The sequence below is a fragment of the Ruminococcus sp. XPD3002 genome (assembly GCA_900119535.1).
Lineage (GTDB): Bacteria > Bacillota > Clostridia > Oscillospirales > Ruminococcaceae > Ruminococcus > Ruminococcus flavefaciens_H.
This window is the reverse complement of record FPJT01000008.1, coordinates 83,131-109,830: the sequence shown is the minus strand read 5'-3', so window position 1 is coordinate 109,830 and position 26,700 is coordinate 83,131. Positions and strand designations below refer to the sequence as shown.

Genomic DNA, 26,700 nt, shown 5'->3' with positions numbered 1-26,700 from the left:
GGGCTGCCGGAGAGAATACTAATCTCCGACAGCCCATGTCTCACGCCTTATTCAGTTTTCCGCTGTACTTCTTGCCGTCAACAGTGACTTCTACTGTGATGTCGTCATCCGAAACAGGTGCAGGCGGATTTGTCAGGGCTTTCTCCTTGCCGTATCCATTCAGCCCCTTACCCTTGATAATGGTCGGGAAATCCTTATAGCAGATGTCAAGATCAACATTGCCGTTGATGCCATTCACTCTGCCTTTCTCGGAATGCTGCCAGATACCGTATGCGCCGCTGTAATTCGTCTGGTCACACCAGTGTGCCAGCCAGATCGTATATCGGGATTTGATGTCATCAGCGGTATGCGTCGTGAGAGAGGAAGCAGAGCCGTACAGACCGACGAAATAGCCCGCTGCCTCAACTCTTTCAAGGAACGCTCGCATAATGGCAGACACCTTCTCCTTACCGAGATCGAACTGCTTCTTTTCCTCCAGATCGAAATAGACCGGGAACTCGAACTGCTTTCCCTTGATGACCGACAGGAACACATCCGCCTCCAGTTCTGCCTCCTCCGGTGTCATCGCATAGGAGTACCAGTACGCACCGACCGGAATACCTGCAGCCTTTGCACCCGCATAGTTTTCCTCGAAACGATAATCCTTCTGCGATGCAAGCCTGCCGTATCCTGCTCTCAGGATTGCAAAATCAATGCCATCCGCCCTGACCTTCTGCCAGTCGATCTTGCCGTTATGAACACTGACGTCGATGCCCTTCATATCCTCACCTCCGAAATACTTGTAGAAATCATCGGTCACAGAGCTGTTGCCGTGAACTTCGTCACCGTACCACTTGCCGCTGGAACGCACATCAACGTGTGTATAGATGTAGGCGGCAGTGATATTCGCAATGCCGGTAAAACCCGTGTCCTGTGCCTTGCAGCAGACAGTCTTGCTGCTGATCGGCTGTCCGTCCTGACCATAGCAGCAGATGTCCGCAGCCTTGCCGAGTGTATGCTGTCCCGTGCCGCTGCCCTTGACTGCCTTATCATGAGCAGCACAACGGAACCCGGAGGTCACGATGATCTTGGAACAGTTCAGCGTAGAATAGAGCGCCTCCAGCTTGGTGATGAGATCATCGTCGATCTGAAAATCATGTGCTTTGCCGCATTTACAGCGGAACTCCTGCGCATTAAAGTGCGGAGAGAGCTGTGTATTATCGGTATAGCCGTAGGTCTTAATCATCCTTATCATCCTTTCTGCCGGTCTGCTTCTGCAGAACCTCAATGGCATTTTTCAGTGCGGGAGGATACGGAATTCCCATGAGCGATGTATTTTCCACAATGGACAGCAGCTCATTGACGCAGAATGCAATGCAGACCGCATCACGCACATAATTCGTATTGAGCAGAATATCCAGACGCACCGCCACGATAATGAGCATGAGAATGCTGCCTTTCTTCGCAAGCCCGTACCAGCCAGCCTTGCTGTTCAGCTTTCCGGTCTTGCTGTGTTTGGACTTGCCCATAGCACCGGTAATCATCCCGGTTGCAAAGTCAATGCCCATGAAGATGATGAGCGTCACCAGCGCGGAGTCCCAGCCGCCGAACAGCGCTGCGATTCCGCCGCCGATCGCGCCGATCACCGTACAGATACTTCCTTTCATGTTGTCACCTCCAGTACCTTGACCGTTCTGATCATAGGGCTTGTATTGTCTGTCACCGCTTTCCATGCAAGATAATACTCGTCAGCAGATACATCGCTGCAGTCGTGCAAGACGGAGATATAGTTTCCGACGGAGCCAAGCCAGCCAAACGGAACGGAGATCGCCTCGCCGCCGCTGAGCTTTTCATGGATATACCTTGCCGTTTCCGCAGGCGACATCTGCTGACTGCTCTTGCGCACCAGCCACATTTCACCTGCATCGGTCGCTCCGGACTTGTAGGTAAGCAGAATCCTGCTTGGAGGTGTGATGCGTACCGGAGTGATACACATCGTATAAATGACTGCACCCCAGTTAAAGTCCGGCTGATTGTAGTAAAGCGAGTAGTCATTCTCCGCACAGCAGAAATGCGGATATACATCCGCAAAGCCCGCGATGCTGCGGTAGCCGTCAATATAAAAAGTGTAGATGCTCTCACCGTATGTGGTAAGAGCATCATTTCCGTTGCAGAACAGCGTCACCTCCGGTCTGCCGGACGGGATCTGCAGCACCTTCGGTACAAGGGTATTCAGCTTTTCGGACTCCGAAGCCTGCACCCCCATTGTTACAAGGTTTCTCGCAAGCTGGTCGCGCTGCGCATCTAGCGCTGTCAGATAGTTTGCAATGCTCATGTCGTCACCTCCACTATAGCCGCAAGTGCGGTCTCTACGCCGGAAAGCTCAGTCTCCACGGCAGACAGCCGGGTAAGAATATCCGAAATGGATGTGCGGCAGCCCTGCATATCATAGAGAATCTCGGTCTTGAAGCGCTCGAATACACCCTCGTTCACGCCCACACGCTCATTAAGGTTCATGGCGTTTGTGTACGCCAATTCCCAGCGTTCAACATGAGAATCCGTGATGCCGTTCAGTGTGGTCATATTATGATGTGAATGCGCCTGTCTCGCAGTGCTTGCAAAACCGTCAAGCATTTCCTGTGTGATACTGTCCAGCACCGCCTTATTGTTATGCGTATGTCGCTGTGCATTCAGCGTCAGCAGTTCCTCATTGACGGTCTGAATCTCATACTGCGTCCTGTCCTCAAACTGCTGCAAGCCTGAAAGCTCCTGCATCAGTTCCGGAGTCAGGCGGTCAAGCGTTGCTTTGTTCGCATGAGTATGGAAATCGCCGGTCGCCGCCTCGATCTCACGCTCGACAATGATTGTGACTTCTGATGTTTTCGGATACTCAGACATATCCGGTGTTTCACCCGGTTCACCTTTGAGCGATGCCAGCCACTCGGTTTCCGTACCGACATATCCATGCTCGACTGCGATCTCATATGCGGACTTTCCGTCAGCGCCGTGTCCCGCTTCCTCGATCTTCTTCAGAAGCTGCGCATACAGATCAGGCGTCGGCGGAATGGGCGGATCGTCATCGCCCACAAAGCCGGAAGGACGGATATTCAGCGTAACCGGCACAGTCGTTGCACGGACGGTCGTGTCGCTTTCGGTGTCGTATCCGAACACGGACATTTTTGCCGCGCCGACATGAAGCTCCGCAGGCAGATACAGCGATGTACCGTCTGTGCCGAGGACGATGTTATATGTTTCATCACACTGCGTGAACTGCACGACCTTATGGAAGCGCCGCCAGTCACCATCAAAAGTGAAGCGGAACTGTACATACTGGATCTGATGATCCGCCAGCACCTCACGCTCCAGAATCTCAATGCTTTGATTTTTTACAAGGAATTTCCACATTAATCATGCACCTCCACCCATTCTCTGGTTTCATCATTGTATTCCATATATCCGTCAAGGCACTGCACCTTGTCCAGACCGTTAAGATCACCGGCATTACCGTCCCAGTTTGTCTGCTTCGTTACCGCAGCCCAGTCCGCAAGGCTGCCCTCATAGGTCAGCGTTCTCAGCGGAGTATAATTGAGGGCATGAGAGCAGACCTTCGTCACATTACGGCTGAGAGTAAGGTTTTGCAGCCTGCCGCAGCTCACGAAACAGAATCCCGGTAACTCGGAGCATTCAACTCTTGCAGTCGTAAGCTGATCGCATCCCATGAAGATATATGTGCCAAGCGTAGTGAGCGTTGCCGGAAGTGTTACAGAAGTGATATCCTGATCTACGAAAGCTTTCTCTCTTAGCGTTGTAACAGACGCCGGAATTACAAGTTCCGTCAGACCGCCGTGAGTATACATAAAAAATGCACGTTCTCCGATAGCAGTCAGCGTATTCGAAAAACTTGCCGATGCCATATTGACGCAGCGTTCAAACACACTGCTTCCAATCTCTGTGATGCCGTCAGAAACAACAAGAGAACGGATATTTTCATTTTCCCAGAAAGGAGATTGCCCGATCTCATAATCGTAGGTTGCACCGGAGCCGTGAAGCAGGAGCTTTCCATTTTCATAGAGAACATAATGTATATTCTCACCGCAGGTGCCGATTTCAACGATACCACCGATGATATCATCGACTTCTGTCTGCAATGTCTCTACCTGATTTGAAAGTGCCACAATTGTTTCATTATTCTCAGCTACCTCAGCGATAAGCTGCGCCATCTGCGCCATCAGTTCTGTGACCTTGCATTTACCGAGAATGCATTTGCAGTAGCCACAGACATTGCTGTCTTCTCGGTAATCAAACCAATCGCTCTCTGTAATCCGTGAAGCTCCCGGATTCATGCGCACCGCATACATCAGAAGGCGGACATGGTCTTCATCCTGCGGAATGGACGGCAGTGAAGGATTCTCTGCCGGAGTTCCGGCGAACAGCCTGAGAGAAACACTGCGAACGGATTCTGTGGTGTCAAGATAGATTACAATACCGACATATCTCGGCAAAGACTCGTCCTGATACGATGTGAGATCAATCACATATCTGGAATCATTGATAAAGTAGTGTCCGTTGATCCACGCTTTACCGGTACCAAGAACCACGCCAAGACCGCTGTTCGCCGCTGTCAGCTTGAAATTTTGCCCGTAGGTGTCAAGGATACCGTTGCAGATAATGCTGGAGAGGTAGCTTGTGAAGTCCTCTGCCGTATAGGTGCGGTCAAGCCCTTTTGAATTAAAGAAACCGCTGTAAAAAGCCATAAGTCATACCTCCTTGAATGTTGGTGTCAGGCTGTGCCCGTTCTGGTCAAAGCCCTCAATCATACCGATAAGCTGTATCTGCGGCTGCATCATGCCGAAGCGCCGATGCTGCACTGTCACATAGTCGCCTACGAAATAATCACGGTTGTATACATACTGCGTGTTGTGCGCTGCGATCTCTGACTCCGATGCTGTTTTAGGCAGTACAAGCCGTTCTGAGCCGCGAGTGCGCAGTAATTCCAGATACTTTTCCTCCGGAATCGGTATCGTTTCTCCCTCGACCTGCTCTGTTTCGGAAATATCGTCCGCATCCACATACACCTCATAGCGGTCAAGATAGGTCGGCTCAACGCCGTCACAATATGTGGTGCGCTTGCGTTCATCGCCCTTGCCCTGACCGAAGATATATGCAAAATTCTTCTGGACGCTGCTGTCTTCGGCATAGCTGAACGAGAGCAGATTGCTATATGCGTCAGAGAAGATAATATGCGGATTATCCTCCTGCATGATACTGCGGTCAGCACCCTCGGAGAGGTCGAATACCATACGGTACTGCTCTCCGGAGGATTTCACCAGCCGGATATTTGCTGTACCGCCGAGCTTCTCGCAGATTGTATACACCCACTGCATCAGATTCGTGTATGAGATTTGCAGCGTAGCGGTCAGTTCCCAGCAGGTGCCGGTGACCGTTCCGAGGGATAGCCCCGGAATCCTGCGGTTATCCGAGAGCAGCGCATTCTGTGTCACGACCTCCCGGACGATCTCGCTGTATGCCTTTGCCGCTGTGATGTTATATGTCGGATGTATGATACGCCGTTCCAGCAGGCACATCAAAAAGCGACCACGCACTGTCAGGTAGTCGCCGTTTTCAATATCTGTATTGATCAGCACGGATTCTATGATGCCGAAGTGCTGATTATCATCATCACGACCGACGATTCTGCCGGTCTGAAAAATCTCAATATTCTGCGGGTTCGCTGCGATATACACCTCAAAGCTGCCGCACTTGTAATATTCAATATCCCAGAGCAGCGAGGAAAAGGTGTCGCAGACCGCCTCAAGGGTAATCGTCAGCGTATCTTCCTCCGCCGTCATGCGGTAAACTTCAATCTGCATACTATACCCCCAGATACGCATTGGTGTGCACAATGGTGACTTTCAGATTTTGCAGTCCCGTGCCACGCAAGTAGAAACGGTTTCTGCCTTCACGCAGTGTCAGCCAAGTCGAACCGGAAACAAGCCGGTTGATGATGTTGGTTTTAACGCCGCCGCGATCGAGTGTGACCGTCTTATTGCCTGTTTTGGTCGTGACCGTGATAATATCTCCCGCGAGAATGTCGCCGGTGATTTGCAGATACTCGTCTGTGTCAGCATTATACAGCGTGGGAGAACGCGCATCCTCCAGCGCTTCAATGACCAGCGCGAAGCCGATCTCGTCGCCGTCATTGACAATGGTCATCATGTTCTGCGTGTTGTATTTACCGAGGATAAACGGCTCCGGATTGCTCTCCGTCGGGAACGGAAAAGTGAAAGCGCCAGTGATCTGCGAATAGTACGCCATGACCGAGGTCGTGGAATACCAATAAATATCCGGGCAGAGAATTGAAATCTGCCCGGTTGTAAGCTGTTCAAAGTTCTGCACCTCGCAGCTCTCGACATAACCCTCCGCAAATACATCAATGCCAGCGGTCGCATAGTAGATTTTGATGTAGCGGGAAGGCTTCACCACCTTATAAAGCTGATGTCTGCGGGTTTCCACGCCTACGCCGCGCATCTCAAAGGAAATAACGACATTACGCTTCTCGATGAAAGCGTTGTTCAAGTAGCTGCCGTCCATACCCGTATAGCTGGAGGTGCTGATCGTACCGGTGGGAGGATTTAGTCCCTCCACCCGTGAGGTTATATACCGGTTTGCGGTAGCGGTCATGTCCACCCGGTCGCCGTTGGCATTTTCAAGAATGAGTGTAAAAAACACGAAATCACCTCCTGTGTACTTGACACGTAAGCAGATTGATGCTATAATATGAATAATAGAATACAGGGAATGATGCTCTCCCTTGGGAAACCTAAACCGCTTATCAAGCTGATGACTTCTGCCTTATACGCAGAAGTTGTCAGCTTTTTTATTTTGGAGGTATTACAATGCTATTATCACTTGCTATTATTATTCTTTTAGGGCTTTCTGTTGCTGCTATTGTTGATAAAATCGGGCTGCCTCGCATCATAGGAATGCTTGGTGTAGGTATTATCATAAGTCCATATGTGCTTGATTTGCTTGATCCGAAGATACTTGGAATATCATCAGAACTGCGACAAATAGCACTTATCATAATACTTGTAAAAGCAGGACTTTCACTCAATTTATCAGATCTGAAACGTGTTGGCAGACCAGCAGTTATGATGTCATTTGTACCTGCCTGCTGTGAAATAATCGGTTACGTTGTTTTTGCCCCGCTTCTGTTCGGCGTAAACCGGGTTGAAGCTGCCGTTATGGGAGCAGTGTTAAGCGCAGTATCTCCTGCGGTAGTTGTGCCGAGAATGGTAAAACTGATTGAAGAAAAATGCGGTACACAAAAAAGTATACCGCAAATGATTCTTGCTGGAGCATCCTGCGATGATATCTTTGTTATTGTTCTGTTCTCCACATTCGTGACGATGGCACAGGGCGGATCGGCAAGAATGGCAGACTTTTTGAATATTCCCGTATCAATAGTGCTTGGCATATTACTCGGAGCGATTGCGGGCTATTGTATCTATCTTCTGTTTGAAAAATCATATCAACATCACTTCATGATCAGAAACAGTACTAAAGTCATTATCTTACTTGGTGTTTCGTTTCTGCTTATGAGCGTAGAAACGCTCGTGAAGCCTTATGTTGCTGTTTCGGGACTCCTCGCTGTTGTCGCTGCAGCTTGTATTATAAAGCTGAAGTCCGTCAATTCTGTTTCAGCACGTCTTTCGGAGAAATTCGGAAAGCTGTGGATAGGTGCAGAAGTTATGCTATTTGTGCTTGTGGGTGCGGCAGTTGATGTGCGTTATACCTTATCAGCAGGTGGTGCGGCTGTACTGATGATTTTTATAGCTCTCATATTCAGGGCTGTCGGTGTATTTCTGTGTCTGCTCGGTACTGACCTTAACGCAAAGGAGCGATTATTCTGTATTATCGCATATCTCCCCAAAGCCACAGTGCAGGCTGCTATTGGCTCTGTACCGCTTTCGCTTGGTCTTCCATGCGGTAAAATCGTACTATCGGTAGCTGTATTGGCAATTCTTATAACCGCTCCGCTTGGCGCAATTGGGATTGATAAAACGTATCGTGGTTTACTTGATCATTGACAAGACTATTTTCACACATTCAGCGCATTCCTTGTCAAACGATAGATTTCCAGCCGCGACAGCGACTTAGGCGAATTATTCGTCTGGTTGACTGTGCGGCTGTTGTCGTTGTTATAGTTGTTGATGACCGTGCCTGCGGGAGTGCCGTTCATCATGGCTCCGGAGATACCGTCCATATCGACATTCAGCCCGGACTGCATCGTCAGTGTCATGGCATCAGCCACACCGGACACAGCCGCCTCGACGTACTTTTTGCTCTTGTTGATGCCCTTTGCCAGCCCCTTCATGAAGTCCGGCATCCACTCCTCCACATCGGTCAGCGCACCCTTTTCAGGTACGGAGAAATGCAGGTATTCCCAGATGGAACGAGCAACATCCGCGACTGTATTGATCAGGCTGCCGAGCATATAGGTGATGCCGTTGATGAGATTCTGCATGAGGTCGCGTCCCCACGACCACGAGCTGTTGACCTTTTCCATGACCGCCTGATATACAGCGTTCATGGCGTTGACGACCGCATCCCGCACACCGCCGAGCCTGTCGCCGATGCCGTTTTTGATGCCGTCCCAAATAGAAAGCACAGCTTCCTTGACACGATTCATAGCGCTGCGCACGGTATCCGGCATTGCATCCCAGACCGCCTGCACAACAGATTTGATTGCGTTGACTGCTGTCCGAACCACATCGGATACAGCTTCCCATGTCGTCGTCACAACAGATTTGATATCGAGCTGTCCCGTTTTGATGAGGTTCTTCAGCGCCGTCCATACAGCCGTGACGATTTTCTTGATACCCTCCAGCGCTGCGGAGATCACAGAAGATACAGCCTTCCATGTTGTCGTGATAACATTGCGGATATTCTCAAGCGCGGTTTTAATGGTGCTGACAATCGTTTTCCAGCCGGAAGTGATACCGCTGCTGATCTGCGACATCGTTGCATCAATCGCAGCATTGGCGTTTGTCCAGACCGTTTTCACGGTATCAAAGACCTGCGTCATGAATCCCTGTACCGATGTGACAACATTGGACAGAGCGCTCTGAATTACACTGCTGATTTTTTCAGCAAGACCGCCTGCAAAGCTGTTGACAGCATCGTTCACCACGCTGGTATTTGCATTGATACCATCTGCAAGCCCCTGCATGAAGTCCGGCATCCAGCTCTCGAAATCCGCAAGAGGTCCCTCATCAGGTACAGAGAAATGCAGGAAGGACTTGATCTTGTTTGCCACGCCCTTTACTGCGTCCGCAACCTTGCCGATACAGTTCTTGATACCGTTGACGATACCGTTGATAATATCAGCGCCCCACTGGAACGCCTGCGATGCAAGGTTCTTGATGAAGCTGACCGCAGCATTGAAGCCGTTTACAATCATATCCTTGATCGCCGTTATCTTCTGGGTAACGGCATTTTTGACGCTGTCCCAGATATTCGATACCGTTGTTTTGATCGCGTTCATAACAGTGCTGACTGTATTTTTGATGCCGTTCCAGATAGAAGAAACGACGGAAGAAATGGTATTCAGCACACCGGAAATAAACCCGGAAATCGCATTCCACACTGCCGATACGACCGCATGAATTGCGTTCAGTGTATTTGTGATATGCTCCTTGATGCTGTTCCAGATGCTCGAAATCACAGACCAGATCGCATTCAGCACTCCGGAGATAAAGCCGGAGATCGCATTCCATACTGTAGAAACGACATTGCTGATCGCGTCCATCACCGTACTGATTGCTGTATGAATGGCGTTCCATACCGTTTCAATCACGGTCTTGATCGCCTCAAGCACGATCGTAACAACCGCCTTGATGTTTTCCCATGCCGTGGTGATCTTCTCGTGAATCCAGTCCATGACACGGGAAATGATAACGTGGATTGCCTCAAAAATCGTCTCGAACAGATATCTGAAAGCTTCCAGCAGCGGAGAGATGAAGTCATAAATGGTCTGCCATACCGTTGTAATAACCGACCAGATCGCATTCAGCACCGTGCTGATCGCTGTATGAATCGCGTTCCAGACAACAGTAATAACTGTCTTGATCAGATTGATCTTTTCAGCGACCGAGTTATAAATTGCCGTCCAGATACCGACAAAAAAGTTCTTGATACCAGTCCAGATTGTTGTGAAGAAGTTTTTGATCGCATTGACCACGCCGGTGATGAAGTTTTTGATGCCGTTCCAGATGCCCACAAAAAAGTTCTTGATGCTCGTCCAGACGTTCACCCAGAATTCTTTTACTTCATCGAGGTTTGTGCCGAACAGATTACACAGCACATTCAGGTAGTTTTTCAGCGTGTCTTTCAGGAAATTCCAGACTGCTACGAAAATCCCCTTGATGCCGTCCCACACTCTGCTCCAGTCGCCGGTAAAGATACCGACGAAAATGTCCAGAATATTCAGGATAATATCTGTGACCGCTTTGAAGATGTTAGCGACCTGCTGAAATACACCCTCGAATATGGGAGCAAGGAACTTACACAGTCCGTCCCATACAGCCTTGATAACCTCGGTGATATTTTTGAAATCGAATCCCAGCGCGTTGATGCGGTCAACAATGCCCTGACAGAAGCCGGAAAAGATACTCTTGATCTGCTCCCAGATTGCCGTGATCTTATTACGGAAGTCCTCATTCGTGCGCCAGAGATGAACAAAAGCCGCCACCAGTGCAGCGACAACTGCAATGACAGCGACCACAGGCGCACTGATACCGCCGATGGCAGCACCGAAGGAAGTGAACGCCGCCTTTGCGCTTGCAATGATCGTCGGGAGGTTTGCTACAAGCTGCATCAGCTTGCCTACACCGACCATTGTTTTGCCGACCACCACAAGGAGAGGTCCGAGAGCAGCCGCCACAAGTGCGACCTTGACAATGGTTTCCTTTGTCGCAGGCGACAGTCCATTGAATTTATCGATAAGCCCCTGAATCTTGCTGACGATTGCACGGATTGCGGGCATCAGGATTTCGCCGAAGGAAATCGCAAGCTCCTGAAGCTGGGATTTCAGAATGGTGAGCTGTCCTCCGAGGTTATCCTGCATCACGGCAGCCATCTTCTCAGTGACACCGTTGTAGCCGTCGATCTCATCAGAACAAGTGCTGATCGCACCTTCCAGCTTCTGAATATCCGCAGGCGCAGCATTCATCAGCGCAAGGAAGCCGGACATTGCATTCTTGCCGACCAGCGCTTGCGCCGCCGATGCCTGTTCCGATTCGGACATCTGCGCAAAAGCCACACGACAGTCTGCGAGAATGTCATTCAGCTCACGCATCGAGCCGTCCTGATTGGTGGTTGCGATCTCCATTTCACCGAAGGCAGCACCGCAGAACTTTACCTCACCTGCAAGTGCTGTCATGATCGAACGCAATGCAGTACCGGACTGCGAACCCTTGATACCGCTGTTTGCCATCAGACCGATTGCCTGTGCGGTATCTTCACAGGAGAATCCGAGAGAACCTGCAACAGGCGCACAGTATTTGAAGGTTTCACCCATCATGCTGACGTTCGTGTTTGCATTGGACGATGCCGCCGCCAGCACATCAGCAAAATGACCGCTGTCGGCAGCAGTTAAGCCGAAAGCGGTCAGTGCATCTGTTACAATATCCGATGTTGTCGCCAAGTCCTCACCGGAAGCAGCAGCAAGGTTCATGATGCCCTCGATACCTTCCAGCATATCTCCGGTTTTCCAGCCCGCCATCGCCATGTAGTTCATGGCATCGGCAGCCTCGGAAGCGGAGAACTTGGTCTTTGCGCCCATTTCACGGGCTTTGTCACGCAGTGCGTCCAGTTCATCACCAGTCGCACCGGATACAGCAGCGACCTTCGACATTGCAGAATCGAAATCCGCTGCTGTTTTTACGGCGGCTGTACCCGCAGCCGCAATGGGAACGGTCACATGGGTGGTCAGTGTCGTACCGACATCGGCGATTTTGTCGCCTGCCTTTTCGAGCATTTCACCCGCCTGACCGAGCTTGGCAAGAGCCGTGCTGGAAGCCTCTACCTCACGCTGGAGGTTTTGTAGCTCCTGTTCCGTTTCGATGATCTCACGCTGGAGGGCATCATATTGCTCCTGCGAAATGTCGCCGTTCGCAAGCGCCTGATTTGCTTGCTCTGCTGCCGTTTTCAGAGTTTCCAGCTTTTCTTTGGTAGCCTTCACCGCATCGGCGAGGAGCTTATGCTTCTGCGAGAGCAGTTCCGTGTTGCTGGGATCGAGCTTCAGCAGCTTCTGTACATCCTTGAGCTGCGTCTGCGTGTTCTTGATGTTTTTGTTGACACCTTCCAGCGCCTTCGACAGCTTGGTCGTATCGCCGCCAATTTCGACCGTGATGCCCTTGATTCTGTTTGCCATGCGGTTTCACCTCCTCTGTGAGGGCATGAAAAAAGCAGCCCCGAAGGACTGCTCAGTGTATATTCAGTTACTAAGCTAAATCAGAATTTGCCGTTATTTGTTTCCTATGCCCAGATCGCCATCGCCAAAGTGCCGACAACAATCAGAATCAACCCGGCAAGCGCCTTTCTGCTCAACTTTTCTTTGAATACGAAATAGGAAAAAGCGACGGAAACGATAATGCTGAGCTTATCAATCGGTACGACAACGCTGACAACGCCGTTCTGTATGGAGTAATAGTAACAGAGCCATGATGCGCCTGTGGCAATCCCGGACAGAGCTATGAATACAAGTTCTTTGGAATCAGTATTTTTCAGTTCAGCACCTTTGCCTTTAACGAAGACGATCAGCCAAGCCATAACAAGAACAACACCAGTACGGATCGCCGTCCCGAGATTTGATTCTACATCCGTTATGCCGATCTTTCCCAGAATAGAGGTCAGGGCAGCAAAAACAGCGGAACCGATCGCGTAGGGCAGCCACGTGCGCTTTGTGTCCTTTGCTTCAGTTTTCTTCTTTTCGATCATCAGAAACACGCCTGCCGCAAGAAGTGCAGTACCGATCAGCTTGACCGCCAGATGTTCTGTCTCACTGAAAAGGATGATTGCGATAAGCACTGTCAGAACCGTGCTGGATTTATCGACGGGAACGACCTTGTTCACATCGCCGACGGACAGGGCTTTAAAATAGCAGATCCACGAGGCTCCTGTCGCAAAGCCGGACAGAATTAAGAAGATGATAGATTTTGCCGATATTTCCGTGATCGTTCCAGCAGAGCCAACGATAAACACCATGATCCAGGCAAAAAGGAGTACAACGACCGTCCGCAGAGCAGTCGCCACGTCTGAATCAGTCTTTTTGATTCCGCATTTCGCAAGTATCGCCGTAAGTCCGGCAAAGAGCGCGGACAAAGCCGCCATGATCAGCCACATATCTTCCCCTTATTCATTGTCATATATTCTGGTAATTCTCGTCCATCAATTATCTCTAAGATAAATCCCGATTTAGCGAAGGAAGCTTCATGTTTCCTTCACAACAGAATTATAACACAGTAGGAAGAAAAAGTCAATCAGAACGCATCAAAGTCTGCCTGTCCAGCGACCTCATGCCAGCCGTCATATTCGTCATTTTCCTTTTCGGTAAACATATCATTCACGACTCCGATCGTGAGCAGATCAAGCTCCGAAAGGGACAGCCCGATCTGCACACATCGGAGAAGGAAGAGGGGCGTTGTCATCGGGCGGTCAGTTTTTCGATGTTTTTTTTAGATTCCGCCTGCGTTTCCACGTTGAGTCCCCACAGCTCGATGAGCTGCGGCAGCACCTCGTAGATGGAGAACGTGTTGAACGCTTCGAGCCACTCGTCGGGGTTGTCCGGGACGTTTTCCGGATCAGCGTGTTTCGCCATGATGTATGCGATATTCTCGAACACTTCAAGGCTCTCGATGTCAAGAGCAGAACTTTCCTCGTCACCCTCCTGCACGGAAGTCTGAAGTGCAGCGAAGTCCTTGTAAATATCCCTGCGGAACTTGATACGGTAAAGGCGAGGCACAGCGGCACTCGCCTTGAAAGGAACCTCGATACCGTCAACGGTGATCGTCTTTTTAATAGCCATGCTGTACCTCCTTACTCGGTCGTGCTGCTGCTTTTGGTTGTGCCTGCGGAACGTGTGCCGGTGCTGTTGTTGGTAGCAGCAGTCGGCATATACACAGCATTGTACCAGTTGTCATAGGTGGTCTGGTCAGTGCTTTCGCAGGTCTTGGACTTCACCAGACCGTTCGGCAGCGCCGATGCCTTGAGGGAGAGCTTTTCCGTCTTGACGCTCTTGCTTTCCTCCGTGGTCTCACCCTCAGTCGCAGGACGGGATGCAGAGCAGCAGTACAGCACATGGCGGATGTGGTTCTTGTCGCCGTCAAACTCGAACATGAGTGCGAACTGCGATGTTTCCGCATCGTTACGCTCCACCAGAACGCCCTTTGCATCGAGCTGCTCACCGAGAATCGCCGTAGCAAAGTCGGTTGTGATGAGTGCGACCTCCAGATCACCGTCGTAGCCTGCGTTGTTATTGATTACATAATACACGCTGTTGTCAGCGTAGAAGTTCTCGTTTTCGCCGTTCGCATCAATGCTCAGGGATACAGCACCGGGCAGGCGCACAGGCGTTGCAAATGTCGGAACGCCCTCATCAGACCATGCTGTAATCTTCGCCCAGTGAACCTTGTTCAGACCGAACTTCACCTTGTTTTTCTGCAGTGCCATTGTTATACCTCCATTTCGTATAAGACCTCATAGAGCTGTTCGCTCTCGATGTAGGTTTCCGTTTTCGTGTAATAGATATTGTGCTGCGTCAGCACTTCCTCCACACGGCTTTCCGTATCGGGCGACTTCTCGTCTGTATACAGTTCAATATCAAGCTGCTTGAAACTGTAATACATCAGATTATCCGCGCCGAAGGTATCCTCGCCGGGTGAGAGAAAAATAACAAAGGGCGGTTTCGGAGACTCGCCCTCGGCAAAATGATGATAGGCGAACGGCATCCCGATCTCCTGCATCATTTCATTGATTTCTTCATAGGTCATGACAGCGCCTCCTCGATGAGCTGCGTGAGCATTTCCTCGCCATGCGCTTCCGCAGGTGCGATATGCGGTTTGCCGGATACACGTCCGCCGTTCCGCTTTGCATGACCTTTTTCAAGCAGGTGCGCGAGCTGGTAGCGGTCTTTTGAGTGAACAGTCATTTCGAGTGTATGGCTGTTTTCCTTCGTTTTCTTGGTCGTCCAGCTTTTGCGGTACTTGCCGCTGCGCTTTGGAGCATTGGCGGAGATTTTCTTCTTGACGGAGGTCGCTGTCTTTTTCACAGCCGCTTTCATGGCGGTATCTGCAAGGTCTGCATATTCCGTCAGACCGCGCATGATCTCCGCCGCCATATCGTCAATCGAAGTCATCCTGCTCACCAGCCTTTCGTGTACCTGCCGTAATTTTCATATAGTCGAGTGATTCATAATTCGGCAGTACACCGTTAATATCATACACCAGACCACGGAAGCGCAGCTTGTGCGTGGTGGTATTGATGCGCTTGGTATCAGGTGTCTGCCGGACAGTGAATTCCAGCGATACGACTTCCTGCGTCACGCCAGCCTCGGTTGTTTCCGTCGATGTCTTTACGGACACGGCAGCCCAGCAGGAGAAAGCCTCCTCCCACCGGGCTTTGTGGTTGCCAATGCCGTCTATCTTCGTGCTGTGTTCCAGAAAGGCGATGCGCTGATTCAGCGTTCCGATCTCCATCAGATCACCCCTTCACGCTGCGCAAATAACAGCGACCGGAGAGTCAGCGTCAGCTTGTGGTAGTCAGCACTGTTGCGGTTCTCATAGAGGTAAGAAACAGTATACAGCATAGCCTGCCGGGTGGTTTCCTCGTTGACCGCAAGTGCCGCCTCGTCCATTCTGCCGACGTCCTGCACCAGCCGCTTGGCAGTGTCGATCAGCGAGAGGATGAGCTTGTCATCCTCTGTATGATCCACACGAAGATAGTTTTTTGTCTCAGCCAGAGTGATCATGCACCGCTGCCACTCTTGACCTTGAGTGTCTTGATCGCTTCGGGGAGAATGAGCTTGCCGTCAAGACGCTCCATTGCAAGGAAGCCGACCTGACCGGTCATAGCGAACAGCTCATTCAGACGCTTGAAGGTACGACCGGAACGGTCAGCGATCCAGTAATAGCTGAAATCGCCGAATGCCATACACTTCTTGCCAGCGCCGATCTCCGGAACATAGCTGGAGGTCTTGTAAGGACGGTTGAGGATGGTATCGGGAACGCCTGCCGCAACGGAAGGCTGCCAGATGTAGTTGCCGTTGCCGTCCTTGAGCTTACGGAGTGCCTTGACCGTAGAATCATTCAGCACCCAGACAGCCTTCTTGCGGTAAGGGCTGCGGAGCGAATAGAACAGCTCCATCACATCATCGAAGGTGATGCTTGCGCCTGCGGTAGTCGCGCCGTCCTGTGCGCCGCCGGTTGCATTGAAGATGCCGGTAGGCTTGCCGGTGCCGTTGCCGATGAAGAAGGCTTCCTCCTCCTTTGCACCGATTCTGCGGGCAAACTCACGGGCGATGTAAGACGGAAGGTCGAACACGCTGTCGTTGAGAAGCTCTTCAGAGATCTTGATCGCCGTGCCGAGCTTATATGCGGAGAGCGATGCCTGACCGAAGGTGTCATCGGAAAGCGTGTACTGCTCCTCCTCATCCATCCAGACCGCATCGCCCTTCGATGTGACGATCGGAATCTTGCGATCGCCGCTGGAAGTCTTGATAACGGTCGCCATCTGGCGGAAGATGTTCTCTTCCTCCAGCGCCTCGATGAGCTTTCTCTCGAACTCATCCGGCACAAGATAGCCGCCCTCGGTGTCTGTGCCGACATGAAGATCATTGCGGACATCGATCCAGTTGCGGTTGCGGATGCTGTTCCAGAAGGCATCACTGTATGCTGCAGATGCAGTTCCGGTCTTTTCCGGCTCGGTGTTCTGTGCAGCAGGCGCAGTCAGAATGGGAGAAGTGGTAGCCTTCGCCATATCCGCTTCAATTTCCGCCTGACGCTCCATGCGCTGGATTTCCTTGCCGAGGTTGACGATGGTCGCCTCCATTGCGTCATAGGTCTTGCTGTCCTCCTCGGAAAGCGTACCGTCTGCCTGTCTCTTGCTGTCGAGGAAGTCACGGGCGGTATCCCACGCCTTCGCTCTCTTTTCACGAAGTTCCTGAATAGTCATTATACATACCTCCAATCAGTATTTCAGCAGATTCAGCCGACTCATGAGCTGATCCACGGGTGTACCCCTGCGCTCGGCGGAGACCTTCTGCATGAGGCTCTGCATCGTAGCGGCACGGGAATAGGACATCGCCGTCAGGTTATCTTCCTTCGGCTCGTCCTGCTTCGGTGTATTTTCATCCTCATCCGGTTCATCTTCCTCCGGCTTCGGCTGCGACCGGAGTCCGGCTGACGGCTGTCCGCTTGCAAACAGAATACCGTCCACCAGTCCGAGAGACTGCGCCTTTTTCGCATTCAGCCATGTTTCCTCGTCCATCATGCGGGCGATCTTGCTGCGGCTCAGACCGGACTTTTCCTCGTAGGCGTTGATGATGCTTTCCTTGACCTCATCCAGCAGCTCGATGGCTTTCAGCATCGCTTCCTTGTTGCCGAAAGCGACGGTCGAGGGGTTGTGGATCATCAGCATACCCGTCGGTGCGATGAGCGTTTCGTCGCCAGCCATTGCAACGACAGAAGCTGCACTTGCCGCAATACCGTCGATCTTGACCGTGACCTTGCCCTTGTGACTGCGGAGCATCGTATAGATCTGCGATGCCGCAAATACATCTCCGCCGGGAGAATTTAGCCAGACAGTGAGATCGCCGCTGACCTTTGAAAGCTCGTTACGGAACATGGCAGGCGTGATCTCATCGCCGAACCATGTGTCTTCCGAAATCGGTCCGTTGAAGATCAGCTCGGATGCGCCGGTGTCTTCATTGCGTACCCAGTTCCAGAACTTATTCATCTGCATTTCCTCCTTTCTCTGCGAAAGCGCCTGCGTCCTCCAGCTTTGTGAAGCTGCCGTTCACCAGATACAGATTGCCGCCTTCCTCATCGGGAATTGCGTTCATATCCTCCAACTCACGGATATCATTGGCGGACATCCAGCCGTTCTGTCTTGCAGTCGCATAGCCCTGCATACGGCTTGCGTAGTCGCCGCGCAGCAGACCTTCCACATTGAATTTAATGAAATAGCGCCCCTTTTCGGAATCCGAAAGAAGCGCCTTCTGTAGTCCCTGTTCCCAGCGTACCAGCCACGGATCAAGGGTGTATTTTACGAATTCGAGCGACAGATGCTCGATGTTGCTGAAAGTAGCATGATCGAGGTCGCCGATCATATGCAGCGGCACACGGTACAGGCGGGCAATTTCCTCAATCTGAAACTTTCTGGTTTCAAGAAACTGCGCCTCGTTGTTTGGAATGGAGATGGGCGTGTATTTCATGCCCTCCTCCAAGATCGCAGTTTTATGCGCATTGCTGCTGCCGTAAGCCCGCTGCCAAGCCTCACGCACACGCTCCGGATTCTTGATCACGCCCGGATGCTCCAGCACCGCAGAAGGTGCAGCGCCGTTTGCGAAGAAGGACGAGCCGTACTCATCACAGGCGACCGCCAAACCGAGTGCATTCTTTGCCATTGCAATGGGGCTGTATCCGACCAGACCGTCAAAGCCCAAGCCGGGAATATGCAGCACCTGTTCCATCGGCAAAATGATCTCGCCCTGCTGCTTGAAATTCGGATTGTGTTCGTCGTATCGGCTGTAGCAGTAAATGAGTCTGCCGCGATCGTCACGGTCAACACGCACCTTATCCGGCATCAGCGGATACAGTCCGATGACGTCGCCTCTGCCGTTCCGGATGATCTGCGCATAGGCGTTGCCGTAAATCAGCAGATGCGCCATGAGCGTTTCCCGGAACACGAAGGATGTCATTTCGGGATTCGGCTGATCATGAAGCAAAAAATATAGCGGGTGCCTCGGCACTCGCTCTTTTCCGCTGTCGGTGTATTGGTAAACGTGCAGGGGCAGTTGTGCAATCGCCTCCGACAAAACTCTCACGCAGGCATAAACTGCGATGATCTGCATTGCCGTGCGGTCGTTGACTCGCTTGCCTGCATGAGTCCGTCCGAAGAAATAGCTGTAGGACGGGCTGTCGTAGCTGTCCTTCGGCTTGTCCCGTGACCGGAACAGTCCGCTGAAAATACCCATGTGCATCACTCCTTTCGGTTGACTTTTTCTATGGGCGTATGTTATAATATGGAAAAGCGGAGGTTTCCGCTGAAAATCATGTATCCTGAGGTGAGATAAAAATGAAAGAGAACGTTATGAAGTTAGTAAATCTCGGTAAAATTCCAAATGACAGCGAAATGTCGGATGAATTATTCAATCAGTATGATGAACTGATTCAAATTGATGAACCGCTGACATTTGAAGAAGCAGAATTACTGATTACGCTGTTCTCTGACGATTGTGATGACCTGAACTGGGGATTGCTGCATACAATTGAGAGCGTTTTTGATGCAGATAATATTGAACGATATCGAATGCTGATCTCAAAATGTAATAATGCTGAATTTAAGGAAACACTTGAAACCAGACTGAATAATCGCTAATAATATTTTTTTATGCAGACAGCCCCTCCGTCCGGAAGGGCTGCCTTCTTTTCAGATGTCGCCGTTTGCGCAGTAGTCTGCGAGGTCTTGCGCATCCACCCGGATGCCGTCGCTCTCCCAGTCGAGAACCTGATCCTCAAGGTACTGCGGATCGTAGCCGTACTCCTTTGCGATGCGGTTGAGTTCCTTCTTCGTGATGTTTTTCATTGTGGTTTCCTCCGTGTTTTTATTCCGGCGGGCTTCTTTGCCCTTCCGTTGTGTACATATTAACTCTGAACCGGAATAATAGCAAGCCGCTAAAACCACAGAAGAATCGGGAAAAATCAGCCGCCAGTGTTGTGTATATAGACATTACAAAACAAGCATATCCCTGCTGTCATAAATGCTGTCGCCAGAGTCGTTCCCGCAGCGGATTGCACGGTCGAGAGCCATGATCGTGGCGACCGTTCCGTCAATCTTCTCCGTGGATTTCTCCTTATCCGGCTTGATGTTGCCTGCGGGATCACGCTTGATGAAAATGTTGTCCATATTCCAGCGGAGAACCGGATGCCCGTTGTGGGCGATCTTCTGCTCCAGCGTCAGCTTCATTAGCTCTTTGGTCGGCGGCGACATATCACGGTAGCCCTGACCGAACTGCACCAGCGTGAAGCCCAGCCCCTCAAGGTTCTGGCTCATCTGCACTGCGCCCCAGCGGTCGAAGGCGATCTCCCGGATATTGAACCGTGTACCCAGCTCGTCGATGAAATTTTCGATGAAGCCATAGTGAACGACGTTGCCCTCGGTCGTCATCAGAAAGCCCTGCCGCTGCCAGAGGTCATACGGCACATGGTCGCGCCGGACACGGAGGTCAAGCGTTTCCTCCGGCAGCCAGAAGTACGGGAGAATATAATAATGGTCGTCCTCGTCGGTCGGCGGAAACACTAGCACGAAAGCAGTGATATCCGTCGTGGACGAGAGGTCGAGACCGCCATAACATACACGCCCTTCCAGCAGCGATTCGTCGAAATCGACCTTGCAGGCGTCCCACTTGTGCATCGGCATCCAGCGGACGGTCTGCTTCACCCATTGATTCAGACGAAGCTGACGGAAGGCATTTTCTTCACCGGGGTTCTGCTTGGCAGATTCGCAGGCAGCCTCGACCTTGTCCATGCCGATGGTTTCACCGAGTGACGGATTTGAATTCTTCCAGACCTCTGGAGAAGTCCAGTCGGCATCATCGGGAGCGCCGTAGATGACCGGGTAGAAGGTCTTGTCGATCTTGCGCCCTTCGAGAATATCCTGCGCCTTCTGGTGTTGCTCGTAGCAGATGGAATTGGTGTCTGTGCCAGCCGTCGTGATCAGAAAATACAGCGGCTGCATTCGTGCGTCGCCGGAGCCTTTCGTCATAACGTCAAAGAGCTTCCGGTTGGGCTGCGTGTGCAGCTCATCGAACACGACTCCGTGAATATTGAATCCGTGCTTGCTGTACGCCTCAGCGGAAAGCACCTGATAGAAGGAGTTGGTCGGCACATACACGATGCGCTTCTGCGAGGTCAGGATCTTCACTCGCTTGTTCAGGGCGGGACACATCCGCACCATATCGGCGGCGACATCGAACACGATCGCAGCCTGCTGACGGTCGGCAGCGCAGCCGTAGACCTCGGCACGTTCCTCGCCGTCGCCGCAGGTTAGCAATAACGCAACAGCGGCGGCAAGCTCAGACTTGCCGTTCTTTTTCGGAATCTCGATGTATGCCGTGTTGAACTGACGGTAGCCGTTGGGCTTGATGACACCGAACAGGTCACGGATGATGCGCTCCTGCCAGTCAATCAACTCGAACGGCTTTCCCGCCCATGTGCCTTTGGTATGGGCAAGGCACTCAATGAACCGCACCGCATAGTCAGCGGCGGCTTTGTCGTAATGGGAATCCTCCGCCATGAACTGCGTTGGTGTATAATCTTTCAGCTTTCGCAAGTGCCTCACCTCCATGAGAAAGGCGGCTGCCATCCGGTAGCCGCCTTCGTGTTTTTAGTTGTATTCGTGCATCAGGATCGCCAGCGCGGTTTCCGCTGCCTCGTTCTGCGGCGGGACATCCAGCCCCCGGTCGTAGTTGTAAACAACCTCGCCGTTGATCTTCAGCGTCGCCTTGCTGATCTTGCCGCCGTCGATCCCGTACTGGCTGCCCTCGTCGTAGGCTTTCACCCAGTAATGAACGACCGTGTACTTTCCGTCGCCCTTCGGAACTCCAATCGTACCTTCGTGCCACATAATGTTTTCCTCCGTTTTTCGTAGTTTCCGGTGGGCTTTGCCCTTCCGTTGTACACATATTAACTCTAAACGGCGGATATATCAAGTGTGAGTAATAACAATGATCGCTGCGGTATTTTCCGCTTGTTTGTGTACTTTACGCCCGCCCACAGGAGCCGCGTAAATGCGCTGTGTGGGGCTTGTTCTGGCATGGCATCCGTTTGCGCGGAACCTGCTGCCCGCGCACAGGGCGGCGCTATGCCGCCCCGGTGGGGCGACCGGCTTATCTGCCGGTCATCCATTCCCATTCGCTTTCGCAGGCGGCTGCGTAGTCTTCGTCAAAAAGGGCATCGTCGTCAATCCATTCGGTTTCGTACTCGATCTCCTCGATGCCCTCGAAGGTCGTGCCGTTTGCGGCTGCGTCTTCCTGCGCAAGGCTGTCGGCGTTTTCTTCAACCCAAGCCCTGAAGTCCTCTGCGTTGAGGTCGTCCTCGTTCTCGATCTCCAGTTCGTAGCCTTCCTCTTCGGTGTCGTACCAAAGGATCGTGGCGCTTTTGATCGCCTCGCGCTCGTTCCAGTCGTCTCTGCCTGCCATTGCTCTTGCCTTTGCCATTCCGTAGCTGATCATTGTTTTTTCCTCCGTGTTTCGTAGTTTCCGGCGGGCTTTGCCCTTCCGTTGTGTACATATTAACTCTGAAAGCACATTATATCAAGCCGCTAAAACTACAGAAGATACGGGGAAAATGTGCGGCGGGTGTTGTGTATATTACACCCGCCGCTTTTCGGTTATTCGCCGAGGGGAATTGGCATCAGAATGTTGCCGACCAGCACGAAATCGTATGCCTGCCGGAAGAACTCCGTGTACTTTTCGGTCAGCTCCTGCGGCAGGTCGGTGAAGTCATCCTCGCCCAAGCCGCAAAGGAAGAATGTCCCCTTGATGACGCCGTAGCCCTTGATCGGGCGGTTCCACTTCTGCTCCGGGTGGTAGAGGGCTTCCTCCTCGCACACCAGTGCGACCGGATCATCGAAGGGGTAAATCGCCTGAATGTACCCGCCGACTGTCTGCTGCAGGCTTTCAAGCTCGCCGCTGATCTCCTTTGAGTAGGGGCGCTTGCCCGGTTCAACAACTAAAATGTTCATGTGAATGCTCCTTTGTGTTTATTCCGCTTCTCTTGCGGTAGTGACATATTAACTCTGAACCGAGGATATATCAAGCATAATCGGCAAAATAAATGTGACAAACATCGCGGCGGAAATGCCGCTGAATTGTACATCGCACAAGAGCCGCACACGCGCCCTGTGTGGGGCGGGTTACCGAAAGGGATACCGTTTGGAGGATATCCGTCCCGCGCCACACGTTGCAACGTGGCAGCTCTGTGCGCCTTATTCTTCGCCTTCGTACTTCTCGTGGATGATGCCGAGAATCTTGTCCTGTTCCTCGCGTCCGACGCCGATGCTTTCAAGCGCCTCACGCGTTCCGCAGTCGGGGCAGATTGGGCTGTTATCCACGCGGGAAAGGGCTGGTCTGGCGGTGTACGCCTGCCCGCATTTCGGGCAGATGCGCGGCTCGTTGTTGCGGTCTTTCATCGCTGTACCTCCTTTGCGCTGGTCTCGTAGGCAGCATCGAGGAACTTGGTGTCGAAGCCGAAGTTCCGGTAGCCTTCCTCGCAGGTGCGGATGTAGGCAAGCGACGGAATTCCGAGGCTGCGCTCCTCATGCATGATGTACACGAAGGCGGTCAGCTTCTTGGTCTTGCCGCTTGCCAGCTTCACCGGCAGGCGGACTTCCTTCTTGTAGTAGAAGGTCGGGTAGCCCTCGTAGGCATCCAGCCGCTTCTCGTCGGCTGCGGTGACCTCCCAGACCGCGATCGGAACGATGCCGTTCTTCTTCGGTTCGATGGTCAGGTACGCGCCGGTCTTGCTGCCCTTGTAAAGCAACTCGTAGTCGGGAATCACCGTGATGCCGATGGGCTTTGCGGTCGGGCAGCGGTACCGCATCTGGCGGATGTTCAGGTTAGAGCCGTAGGCAAGGTAGTACTTTTTTTCCATGTCAATCGTCCTTTCCGAAGGAAGTCTCCTTCTACCACCCTGAGCCGCCCGTAGGCGGCAGGTGGGGAAAGGCGGCGGTTACTTTTCCGCCTTGCCCAGTTCGTATGCCTTGCGGAGCATCTCTCGGATGCCCCAGACGCTCACCTCCGGGAAGTCCTCGGTGTCGTTCCAGCGTGTGTCCAGCCCGCCGCGCTGTTCCAGTGCGTAGTCCGCTTTCATTGCGATCTGCTCCAGCTTCTTGTCGGTTTCCGTTCCCCATTCGATGTTGCTCATTGCTCGTTCCTCCGTGTTTTGTTTTCCGGTCGTTTTCCGTTCCGGTAGTCACATATTAACTCTTTTCGGGGATAATAGCAAGCCGCTAAATGTACAAAACATCGCTGGGGAAAATGTGCCGTTCTTTGTGTAGAATATGCCTTGCCGCTGTTTGCGCCGTGTGCGCCCGTGTGCGGGCTTTCACCGAAAGGGGCAGTTACTTGGAGGATACCCGTCCCGCCCCACACGGGGCAACGTGGGCGCTGTGTGCGGCTTTTCCGGATTCCGCCAAACCGCCCGTGGTGGGCGGTCGGCGGCTCGGCAGGCTCAAGGTCTGCCGAATCGGAAGGCGTTATCGCCGGTAAGGTTCTGCGTCAGGGTTTCTCTTGCGGTGGCGAACTCGTCGCCAATGAAGCCCATTCTCATCAGCCAAGTCCGCATCGCGAACTTTTTGTTTTCCTTCTGCTGTTCCTTCGGGCTTGCGCTGCGCAGGTCTTTTGCCATCTGGCTCATTGCAAGGCAAAGCTGAATGTAGCTCTTGAGCTTGCCTGCATGAAGCCCGTTCTGCTTTCCGTTTGCGGGCTTGTCGAACTGGAAAAGGCGGAATTCAATCGTGCCCTTTGTGAAGGTGGCGTGGAGGTTCAGCATATGGTAGCGGCTGTCGTTGTAGTGGTGGGTTCTGCCGTAGTCGCATCCCTGTGCGCCGTACCAGATGTCTGCAAGCTGCGCCATCGTGGTGGGCTTCTTCTTGTTGAGCTGCTGCAGGAAATTCGGGTTTACCGTTCTGCAGTAGCGGTTCATACGGCTGCTGTCAACCTTGATTGCTTCGGCGATCAGCGTTTCGTGGCTTGCCATCAGGTTTGCGAGGTTTCGCAGGCTCTGCGGTGTGTGTCCCGCTGCGCCGATGTGAATGTGAACTCCGCAGCCTCTGGTGTAGTCGCTCTTTGCGCCCGCCTTGCGAAGGCGTCTGATCAGCTCCTGCAGGGTTTCGATGTCCTCGTAGTGCAGGATCGGTGTGACCAGTTCGCACTTTTCGCTGTCCGGTCCGCTGATGCTGCAGTCGCGCTGGAATTTCCACTCGCGTCCCTGTGCGTCCCAGGCGCTGTAGGTTTCGTAGCCGTTGCGGTGTGCGGTGTACTCGCTGCGGTTTGTGCCGAAGAACTCGGCGGCGAGCTTTGCGGCAGCCTTGCGGGTGATGTTGTTCATCTCAACCTCAACCCCGATCGTCTGCTCCTTCATTCTGTTGATCTGTGCCTGTGTCTTTGCGTTCATGGTGGTATCCTCCTGTTTGGTTTTTGGTGTGTTTTCCCTTTCGGTAGTCACATATTAACTCTAAACCGAGGATATATCAAGCCGCTAAAACCACAGAATATCGAGGAAATACAGCCTTGATGATTGTGTAGTATACACCCTTGACTTACTTGCAATAGTGTGGTAATATGGGGTACGATGGAATAGGTCGTCACATTTCCGGAAGCCCCCGGAGGCTGTAAAATCAGCCGCCGGAGATGACCTCGAACTCATCTGCGCCTTCGATCAGCGCAAGGCTTCTGCCGTTGTCCCACTTCATATGAATGTTGCCTGCATCGTCGATGATTGCAACTGTTCCGGTTGTACCGGGCGGCACTGGCGCGATGTCGTCCGCCATGCGAATCAGGCGGATGCGAGTGCCTGCGGGATAGCGCTCCCGTAGGGCTTTCAGTTCAGCATCATTCGGAAACCGCATCGTCAGCACCTCCTTCGGGCTTGCCGTGACGGAAGGCGGAGCTTCCGGTCAGGTTGCGGAGCAGAACCTTGCGCACCGGCTTGTACTCTTCGCCAATCATGCCGAGGCGCAGGAGGAAGCAGCGGAATGCGTACTTCTCGTTGTCACTGGTGTCCGGCTTGTTGACCACGCGCTTGAGGTTCTTTGCGAACTCACAAAGGGCGGTAATGAAGCGAGTGTAGGCATCGCCGTCGCCGTCCTTCTCGACCGTGAACCACGGGAACTCAACCGTTTCCTCGCACTTGTTGACCGCAAGGCTCTCCGTGTTCAGCGCGTGTTTCAGGAGCGTTTCCTTGTTGGCGATGAGCTGGAGCAGATTGTTCATCGACTGCTCCGTGAAGAAATCCCTCGGCATCGAAATCGTCAGGGCTTCCGGCTCGTCCTCGGAAGTGTAGCCTGCCTTGTTGAGTCCGTCCAGCACTCTCTTGATGACCTCAGTGTCCATGCGGTCTGCGAAGGAAAGCACAGCATCCTTGCTCAGGGTGAAGAACCCGATCTCGTAGGCGCAGCTCGGAACGCCGCAGTAGCGGACATCCATGTCTGCAAGCTCGCCGATCTTCTGTGCCAGTCCCTTGCGCTGGCTCTTTTCAATATTGAACTTGATATTCATGATGTGACCTCCTGTTTTTCACCGCTTGCTGCGGTTTTGATTGTAGTCACATATTAACTCTGAATCGCATAGATAGCAAGACTGTAAAACGGAGAATATGTGCGGGGCGGATTTGCGCCGATTTGTGCATATTACAGCGTTTCCGGATATTGACAGATCGG

General features: G+C 52.3%; 32 protein-coding genes and 1 riboswitch. Of the genes, 2 read left to right on the top strand and 30 right to left on the bottom strand.

All coding sequences use genetic code 11. The features are described from left to right. Positions 1–40 precede the first annotated feature (40 nt). From BT127_RS16285 to BT127_RS08885, 7 genes are read right to left on the bottom strand one after another with little or no spacing between them, the layout of a single operon-like run. Positions 41–1,225 carry a GH25 family lysozyme gene (locus tag BT127_RS16285; RefSeq protein WP_175541945.1) on the bottom strand — a complete coding sequence of 395 codons (1,185 nt, stop codon included), beginning with the start codon at positions 1,223–1,225 and terminating at the stop codon, positions 41–43. Next, entirely contained in the window at positions 1,218–1,646 is a 429-nt protein-coding gene (locus BT127_RS08910; protein WP_028520197.1) for a phage holin family protein, read from the bottom strand. Before BT127_RS08910 ends, BT127_RS16285 begins: the two co-directional genes overlap by 8 nt. After that, positions 1,643–2,314, bottom strand: a complete 672-nt coding sequence (locus BT127_RS08905) for a hypothetical protein (protein WP_075424662.1) — start codon at positions 2,312–2,314, stop codon at positions 1,643–1,645. Before BT127_RS08905 ends, BT127_RS08910 begins: the two co-directional genes overlap by 4 nt. Then, positions 2,311–3,384, bottom strand: coding sequence for a hypothetical protein (locus tag BT127_RS08900; RefSeq protein ID WP_075424661.1), 1,074 nt, complete (start codon positions 3,382–3,384; stop codon positions 2,311–2,313). Before BT127_RS08900 ends, BT127_RS08905 begins: the two co-directional genes overlap by 4 nt. After that, a complete protein-coding gene (locus BT127_RS08895; protein WP_075424660.1) occupies positions 3,384–4,733 on the bottom strand; it encodes a leucine-rich repeat protein in 1,350 nt (449 codons plus the stop codon). Before BT127_RS08895 ends, BT127_RS08900 begins: the two co-directional genes overlap by 1 nt. Positions 4,734–4,736: 3 nt before the next feature. Beyond that, entirely contained in the window at positions 4,737–5,849 is a 1,113-nt protein-coding gene (locus BT127_RS08890) for a siphovirus ReqiPepy6 Gp37-like family protein (protein ID WP_075424659.1), read from the bottom strand. Position 5,850: 1 nt separating this feature from the next. Beyond that, positions 5,851–6,708, bottom strand: coding sequence for a phage distal tail protein (locus tag BT127_RS08885; RefSeq protein WP_075424658.1), 858 nt, complete (start codon positions 6,706–6,708; stop codon positions 5,851–5,853). A gap of 56 nt (positions 6,709–6,764) precedes the next feature. Continuing rightward, positions 6,765–6,836, top strand: a riboswitch (Fluoride riboswitch). 39 nt (positions 6,837–6,875) lie between these two features. On the opposite strand from BT127_RS08885, the gene BT127_RS08880 reads away from it, so the two are divergent. Further along, positions 6,876–8,069, top strand: coding sequence for a cation:proton antiporter (locus BT127_RS08880; RefSeq protein ID WP_075424657.1), 1,194 nt, complete (start codon positions 6,876–6,878; stop codon positions 8,067–8,069). Positions 8,070–8,080: 11 nt separating this feature from the next. On the opposite strand, the gene BT127_RS08875 is transcribed toward BT127_RS08880, so the two are convergent. From BT127_RS08875 to BT127_RS08825, 12 genes are all read right to left on the bottom strand, one after another. Continuing rightward, positions 8,081–12,415 carry a phage tail tape measure protein gene (locus BT127_RS08875; RefSeq protein WP_075424656.1) on the bottom strand — a complete coding sequence of 1,445 codons (4,335 nt, stop codon included), beginning with the start codon at positions 12,413–12,415 and terminating at the stop codon, positions 8,081–8,083. 104 nt (positions 12,416–12,519) lie between these two features. Further along, positions 12,520–13,386 (bottom strand): EamA family transporter, encoded by an 867-nt coding sequence (locus tag BT127_RS08870; RefSeq protein ID WP_022785503.1) that lies wholly within the window; start codon positions 13,384–13,386, stop codon positions 12,520–12,522. A gap of 137 nt (positions 13,387–13,523) precedes the next feature. After that, positions 13,524–13,661 (bottom strand): hypothetical protein, encoded by a 138-nt coding sequence (locus BT127_RS16815; RefSeq protein ID WP_175541940.1) that lies wholly within the window; start codon positions 13,659–13,661, stop codon positions 13,524–13,526. Positions 13,662–13,687: 26 nt separating this feature from the next. Further along, complete coding sequence (locus BT127_RS08865; protein ID WP_024860218.1) at positions 13,688–14,068, bottom strand: hypothetical protein; 381 nt, start codon at positions 14,066–14,068, stop codon at positions 13,688–13,690. Positions 14,069–14,079: 11 nt separating this feature from the next. Continuing rightward, positions 14,080–14,712: a major tail protein gene (locus BT127_RS08860; RefSeq protein WP_075424655.1), complete on the bottom strand. Its 633-nt coding sequence runs from the start codon at positions 14,710–14,712 to the stop codon at positions 14,080–14,082. A 2-nt stretch (positions 14,713–14,714) separates the two neighbouring features. Continuing rightward, positions 14,715–15,032: a hypothetical protein gene (locus tag BT127_RS08855; protein ID WP_075424654.1), complete on the bottom strand. Its 318-nt coding sequence runs from the start codon at positions 15,030–15,032 to the stop codon at positions 14,715–14,717. Continuing rightward, entirely contained in the window at positions 15,029–15,397 is a 369-nt protein-coding gene (locus BT127_RS08850) for an HK97 gp10 family phage protein (protein ID WP_075424653.1), read from the bottom strand. Before BT127_RS08850 ends, BT127_RS08855 begins: the two co-directional genes overlap by 4 nt. After that, a complete protein-coding gene (locus tag BT127_RS08845; RefSeq protein ID WP_075424652.1) occupies positions 15,384–15,737 on the bottom strand; it encodes a phage head closure protein in 354 nt (117 codons plus the stop codon). Before BT127_RS08845 ends, BT127_RS08850 begins: the two co-directional genes overlap by 14 nt. Then, positions 15,737–16,009, bottom strand: a complete 273-nt coding sequence (locus tag BT127_RS08840; protein WP_075424651.1) for a head-tail connector protein — start codon at positions 16,007–16,009, stop codon at positions 15,737–15,739. Before BT127_RS08840 ends, BT127_RS08845 begins: the two co-directional genes overlap by 1 nt. After that, positions 16,006–17,214 carry a phage major capsid protein gene (locus BT127_RS08835; RefSeq protein ID WP_024860223.1) on the bottom strand — a complete coding sequence of 403 codons (1,209 nt, stop codon included), beginning with the start codon at positions 17,212–17,214 and terminating at the stop codon, positions 16,006–16,008. Before BT127_RS08835 ends, BT127_RS08840 begins: the two co-directional genes overlap by 4 nt. Before the next feature lie 12 nt (positions 17,215–17,226). Continuing rightward, entirely contained in the window at positions 17,227–17,994 is a 768-nt protein-coding gene (locus tag BT127_RS08830; RefSeq protein WP_075424650.1) for a head maturation protease, ClpP-related, read from the bottom strand. Then, on the bottom strand, positions 17,987–19,234 hold the full coding sequence (locus tag BT127_RS08825; protein WP_075424649.1) for a phage portal protein: 1,248 nt from the start codon (positions 19,232–19,234) through the stop codon (positions 17,987–17,989). The genes BT127_RS08830 and BT127_RS08825 overlap by 8 nt, the downstream gene beginning before the upstream one ends. Positions 19,235–19,335: 101 nt before the next feature. Here BT127_RS08825 and BT127_RS08820 point away from each other — a divergent pair, with 101 nt between their 5' ends. Then, on the top strand, positions 19,336–19,638 hold the full coding sequence (locus tag BT127_RS08820) for a hypothetical protein (RefSeq protein WP_024860226.1): 303 nt from the start codon (positions 19,336–19,338) through the stop codon (positions 19,636–19,638). 51 nt (positions 19,639–19,689) lie between these two features. Here the strand turns inward: BT127_RS08820 and BT127_RS16810 are convergent, their stop codons facing one another. From BT127_RS16810 to BT127_RS08770, 11 genes are all read right to left on the bottom strand, one after another. After that, positions 19,690–19,845, bottom strand: coding sequence for a hypothetical protein (locus BT127_RS16810; RefSeq protein ID WP_175541944.1), 156 nt, complete (start codon positions 19,843–19,845; stop codon positions 19,690–19,692). A gap of 144 nt (positions 19,846–19,989) precedes the next feature. Beyond that, on the bottom strand, positions 19,990–21,591 hold the full coding sequence (locus BT127_RS08815; RefSeq protein ID WP_175541943.1) for a terminase large subunit: 1,602 nt from the start codon (positions 21,589–21,591) through the stop codon (positions 19,990–19,992). A 54-nt stretch (positions 21,592–21,645) separates the two neighbouring features. After that, on the bottom strand, positions 21,646–21,885 hold the full coding sequence (locus BT127_RS08810) for a DUF7678 domain-containing protein (protein WP_075424648.1): 240 nt from the start codon (positions 21,883–21,885) through the stop codon (positions 21,646–21,648). 262 nt (positions 21,886–22,147) lie between these two features. Then, positions 22,148–22,492, bottom strand: coding sequence for a hypothetical protein (locus BT127_RS08805; RefSeq protein WP_024860229.1), 345 nt, complete (start codon positions 22,490–22,492; stop codon positions 22,148–22,150). A gap of 158 nt (positions 22,493–22,650) precedes the next feature. After that, positions 22,651–23,004 (bottom strand): DUF3846 domain-containing protein, encoded by a 354-nt coding sequence (locus BT127_RS08800; protein ID WP_075424647.1) that lies wholly within the window; start codon positions 23,002–23,004, stop codon positions 22,651–22,653. A gap of 243 nt (positions 23,005–23,247) precedes the next feature. After that, positions 23,248–23,451 (bottom strand): zinc-ribbon domain-containing protein, encoded by a 204-nt coding sequence (locus BT127_RS08795; RefSeq protein ID WP_024860231.1) that lies wholly within the window; start codon positions 23,449–23,451, stop codon positions 23,248–23,250. Beyond that, a complete protein-coding gene (locus BT127_RS08790) occupies positions 23,448–23,912 on the bottom strand; it encodes a gamma-glutamylcyclotransferase family protein (protein ID WP_024860232.1) in 465 nt (154 codons plus the stop codon). Before BT127_RS08790 ends, BT127_RS08795 begins: the two co-directional genes overlap by 4 nt. 78 nt (positions 23,913–23,990) lie before the next feature. Next, positions 23,991–24,185: a DUF6900 domain-containing protein gene (locus BT127_RS08785; protein ID WP_024860233.1), complete on the bottom strand. Its 195-nt coding sequence runs from the start codon at positions 24,183–24,185 to the stop codon at positions 23,991–23,993. Between the two features lie 306 nt (positions 24,186–24,491). Next, positions 24,492–25,436: an amidoligase family protein gene (locus BT127_RS08780; protein ID WP_024860234.1), complete on the bottom strand. Its 945-nt coding sequence runs from the start codon at positions 25,434–25,436 to the stop codon at positions 24,492–24,494. 223 nt (positions 25,437–25,659) lie between these two features. After that, positions 25,660–25,890, bottom strand: coding sequence for a DUF4314 domain-containing protein (locus BT127_RS08775; RefSeq protein ID WP_024860235.1), 231 nt, complete (start codon positions 25,888–25,890; stop codon positions 25,660–25,662). Next, positions 25,874–26,539, bottom strand: a complete 666-nt coding sequence (locus BT127_RS08770) for a hypothetical protein (RefSeq protein ID WP_075424646.1) — start codon at positions 26,537–26,539, stop codon at positions 25,874–25,876. The genes BT127_RS08775 and BT127_RS08770 overlap by 17 nt, the downstream gene beginning before the upstream one ends. Positions 26,540–26,700 lie beyond the last annotated feature (161 nt).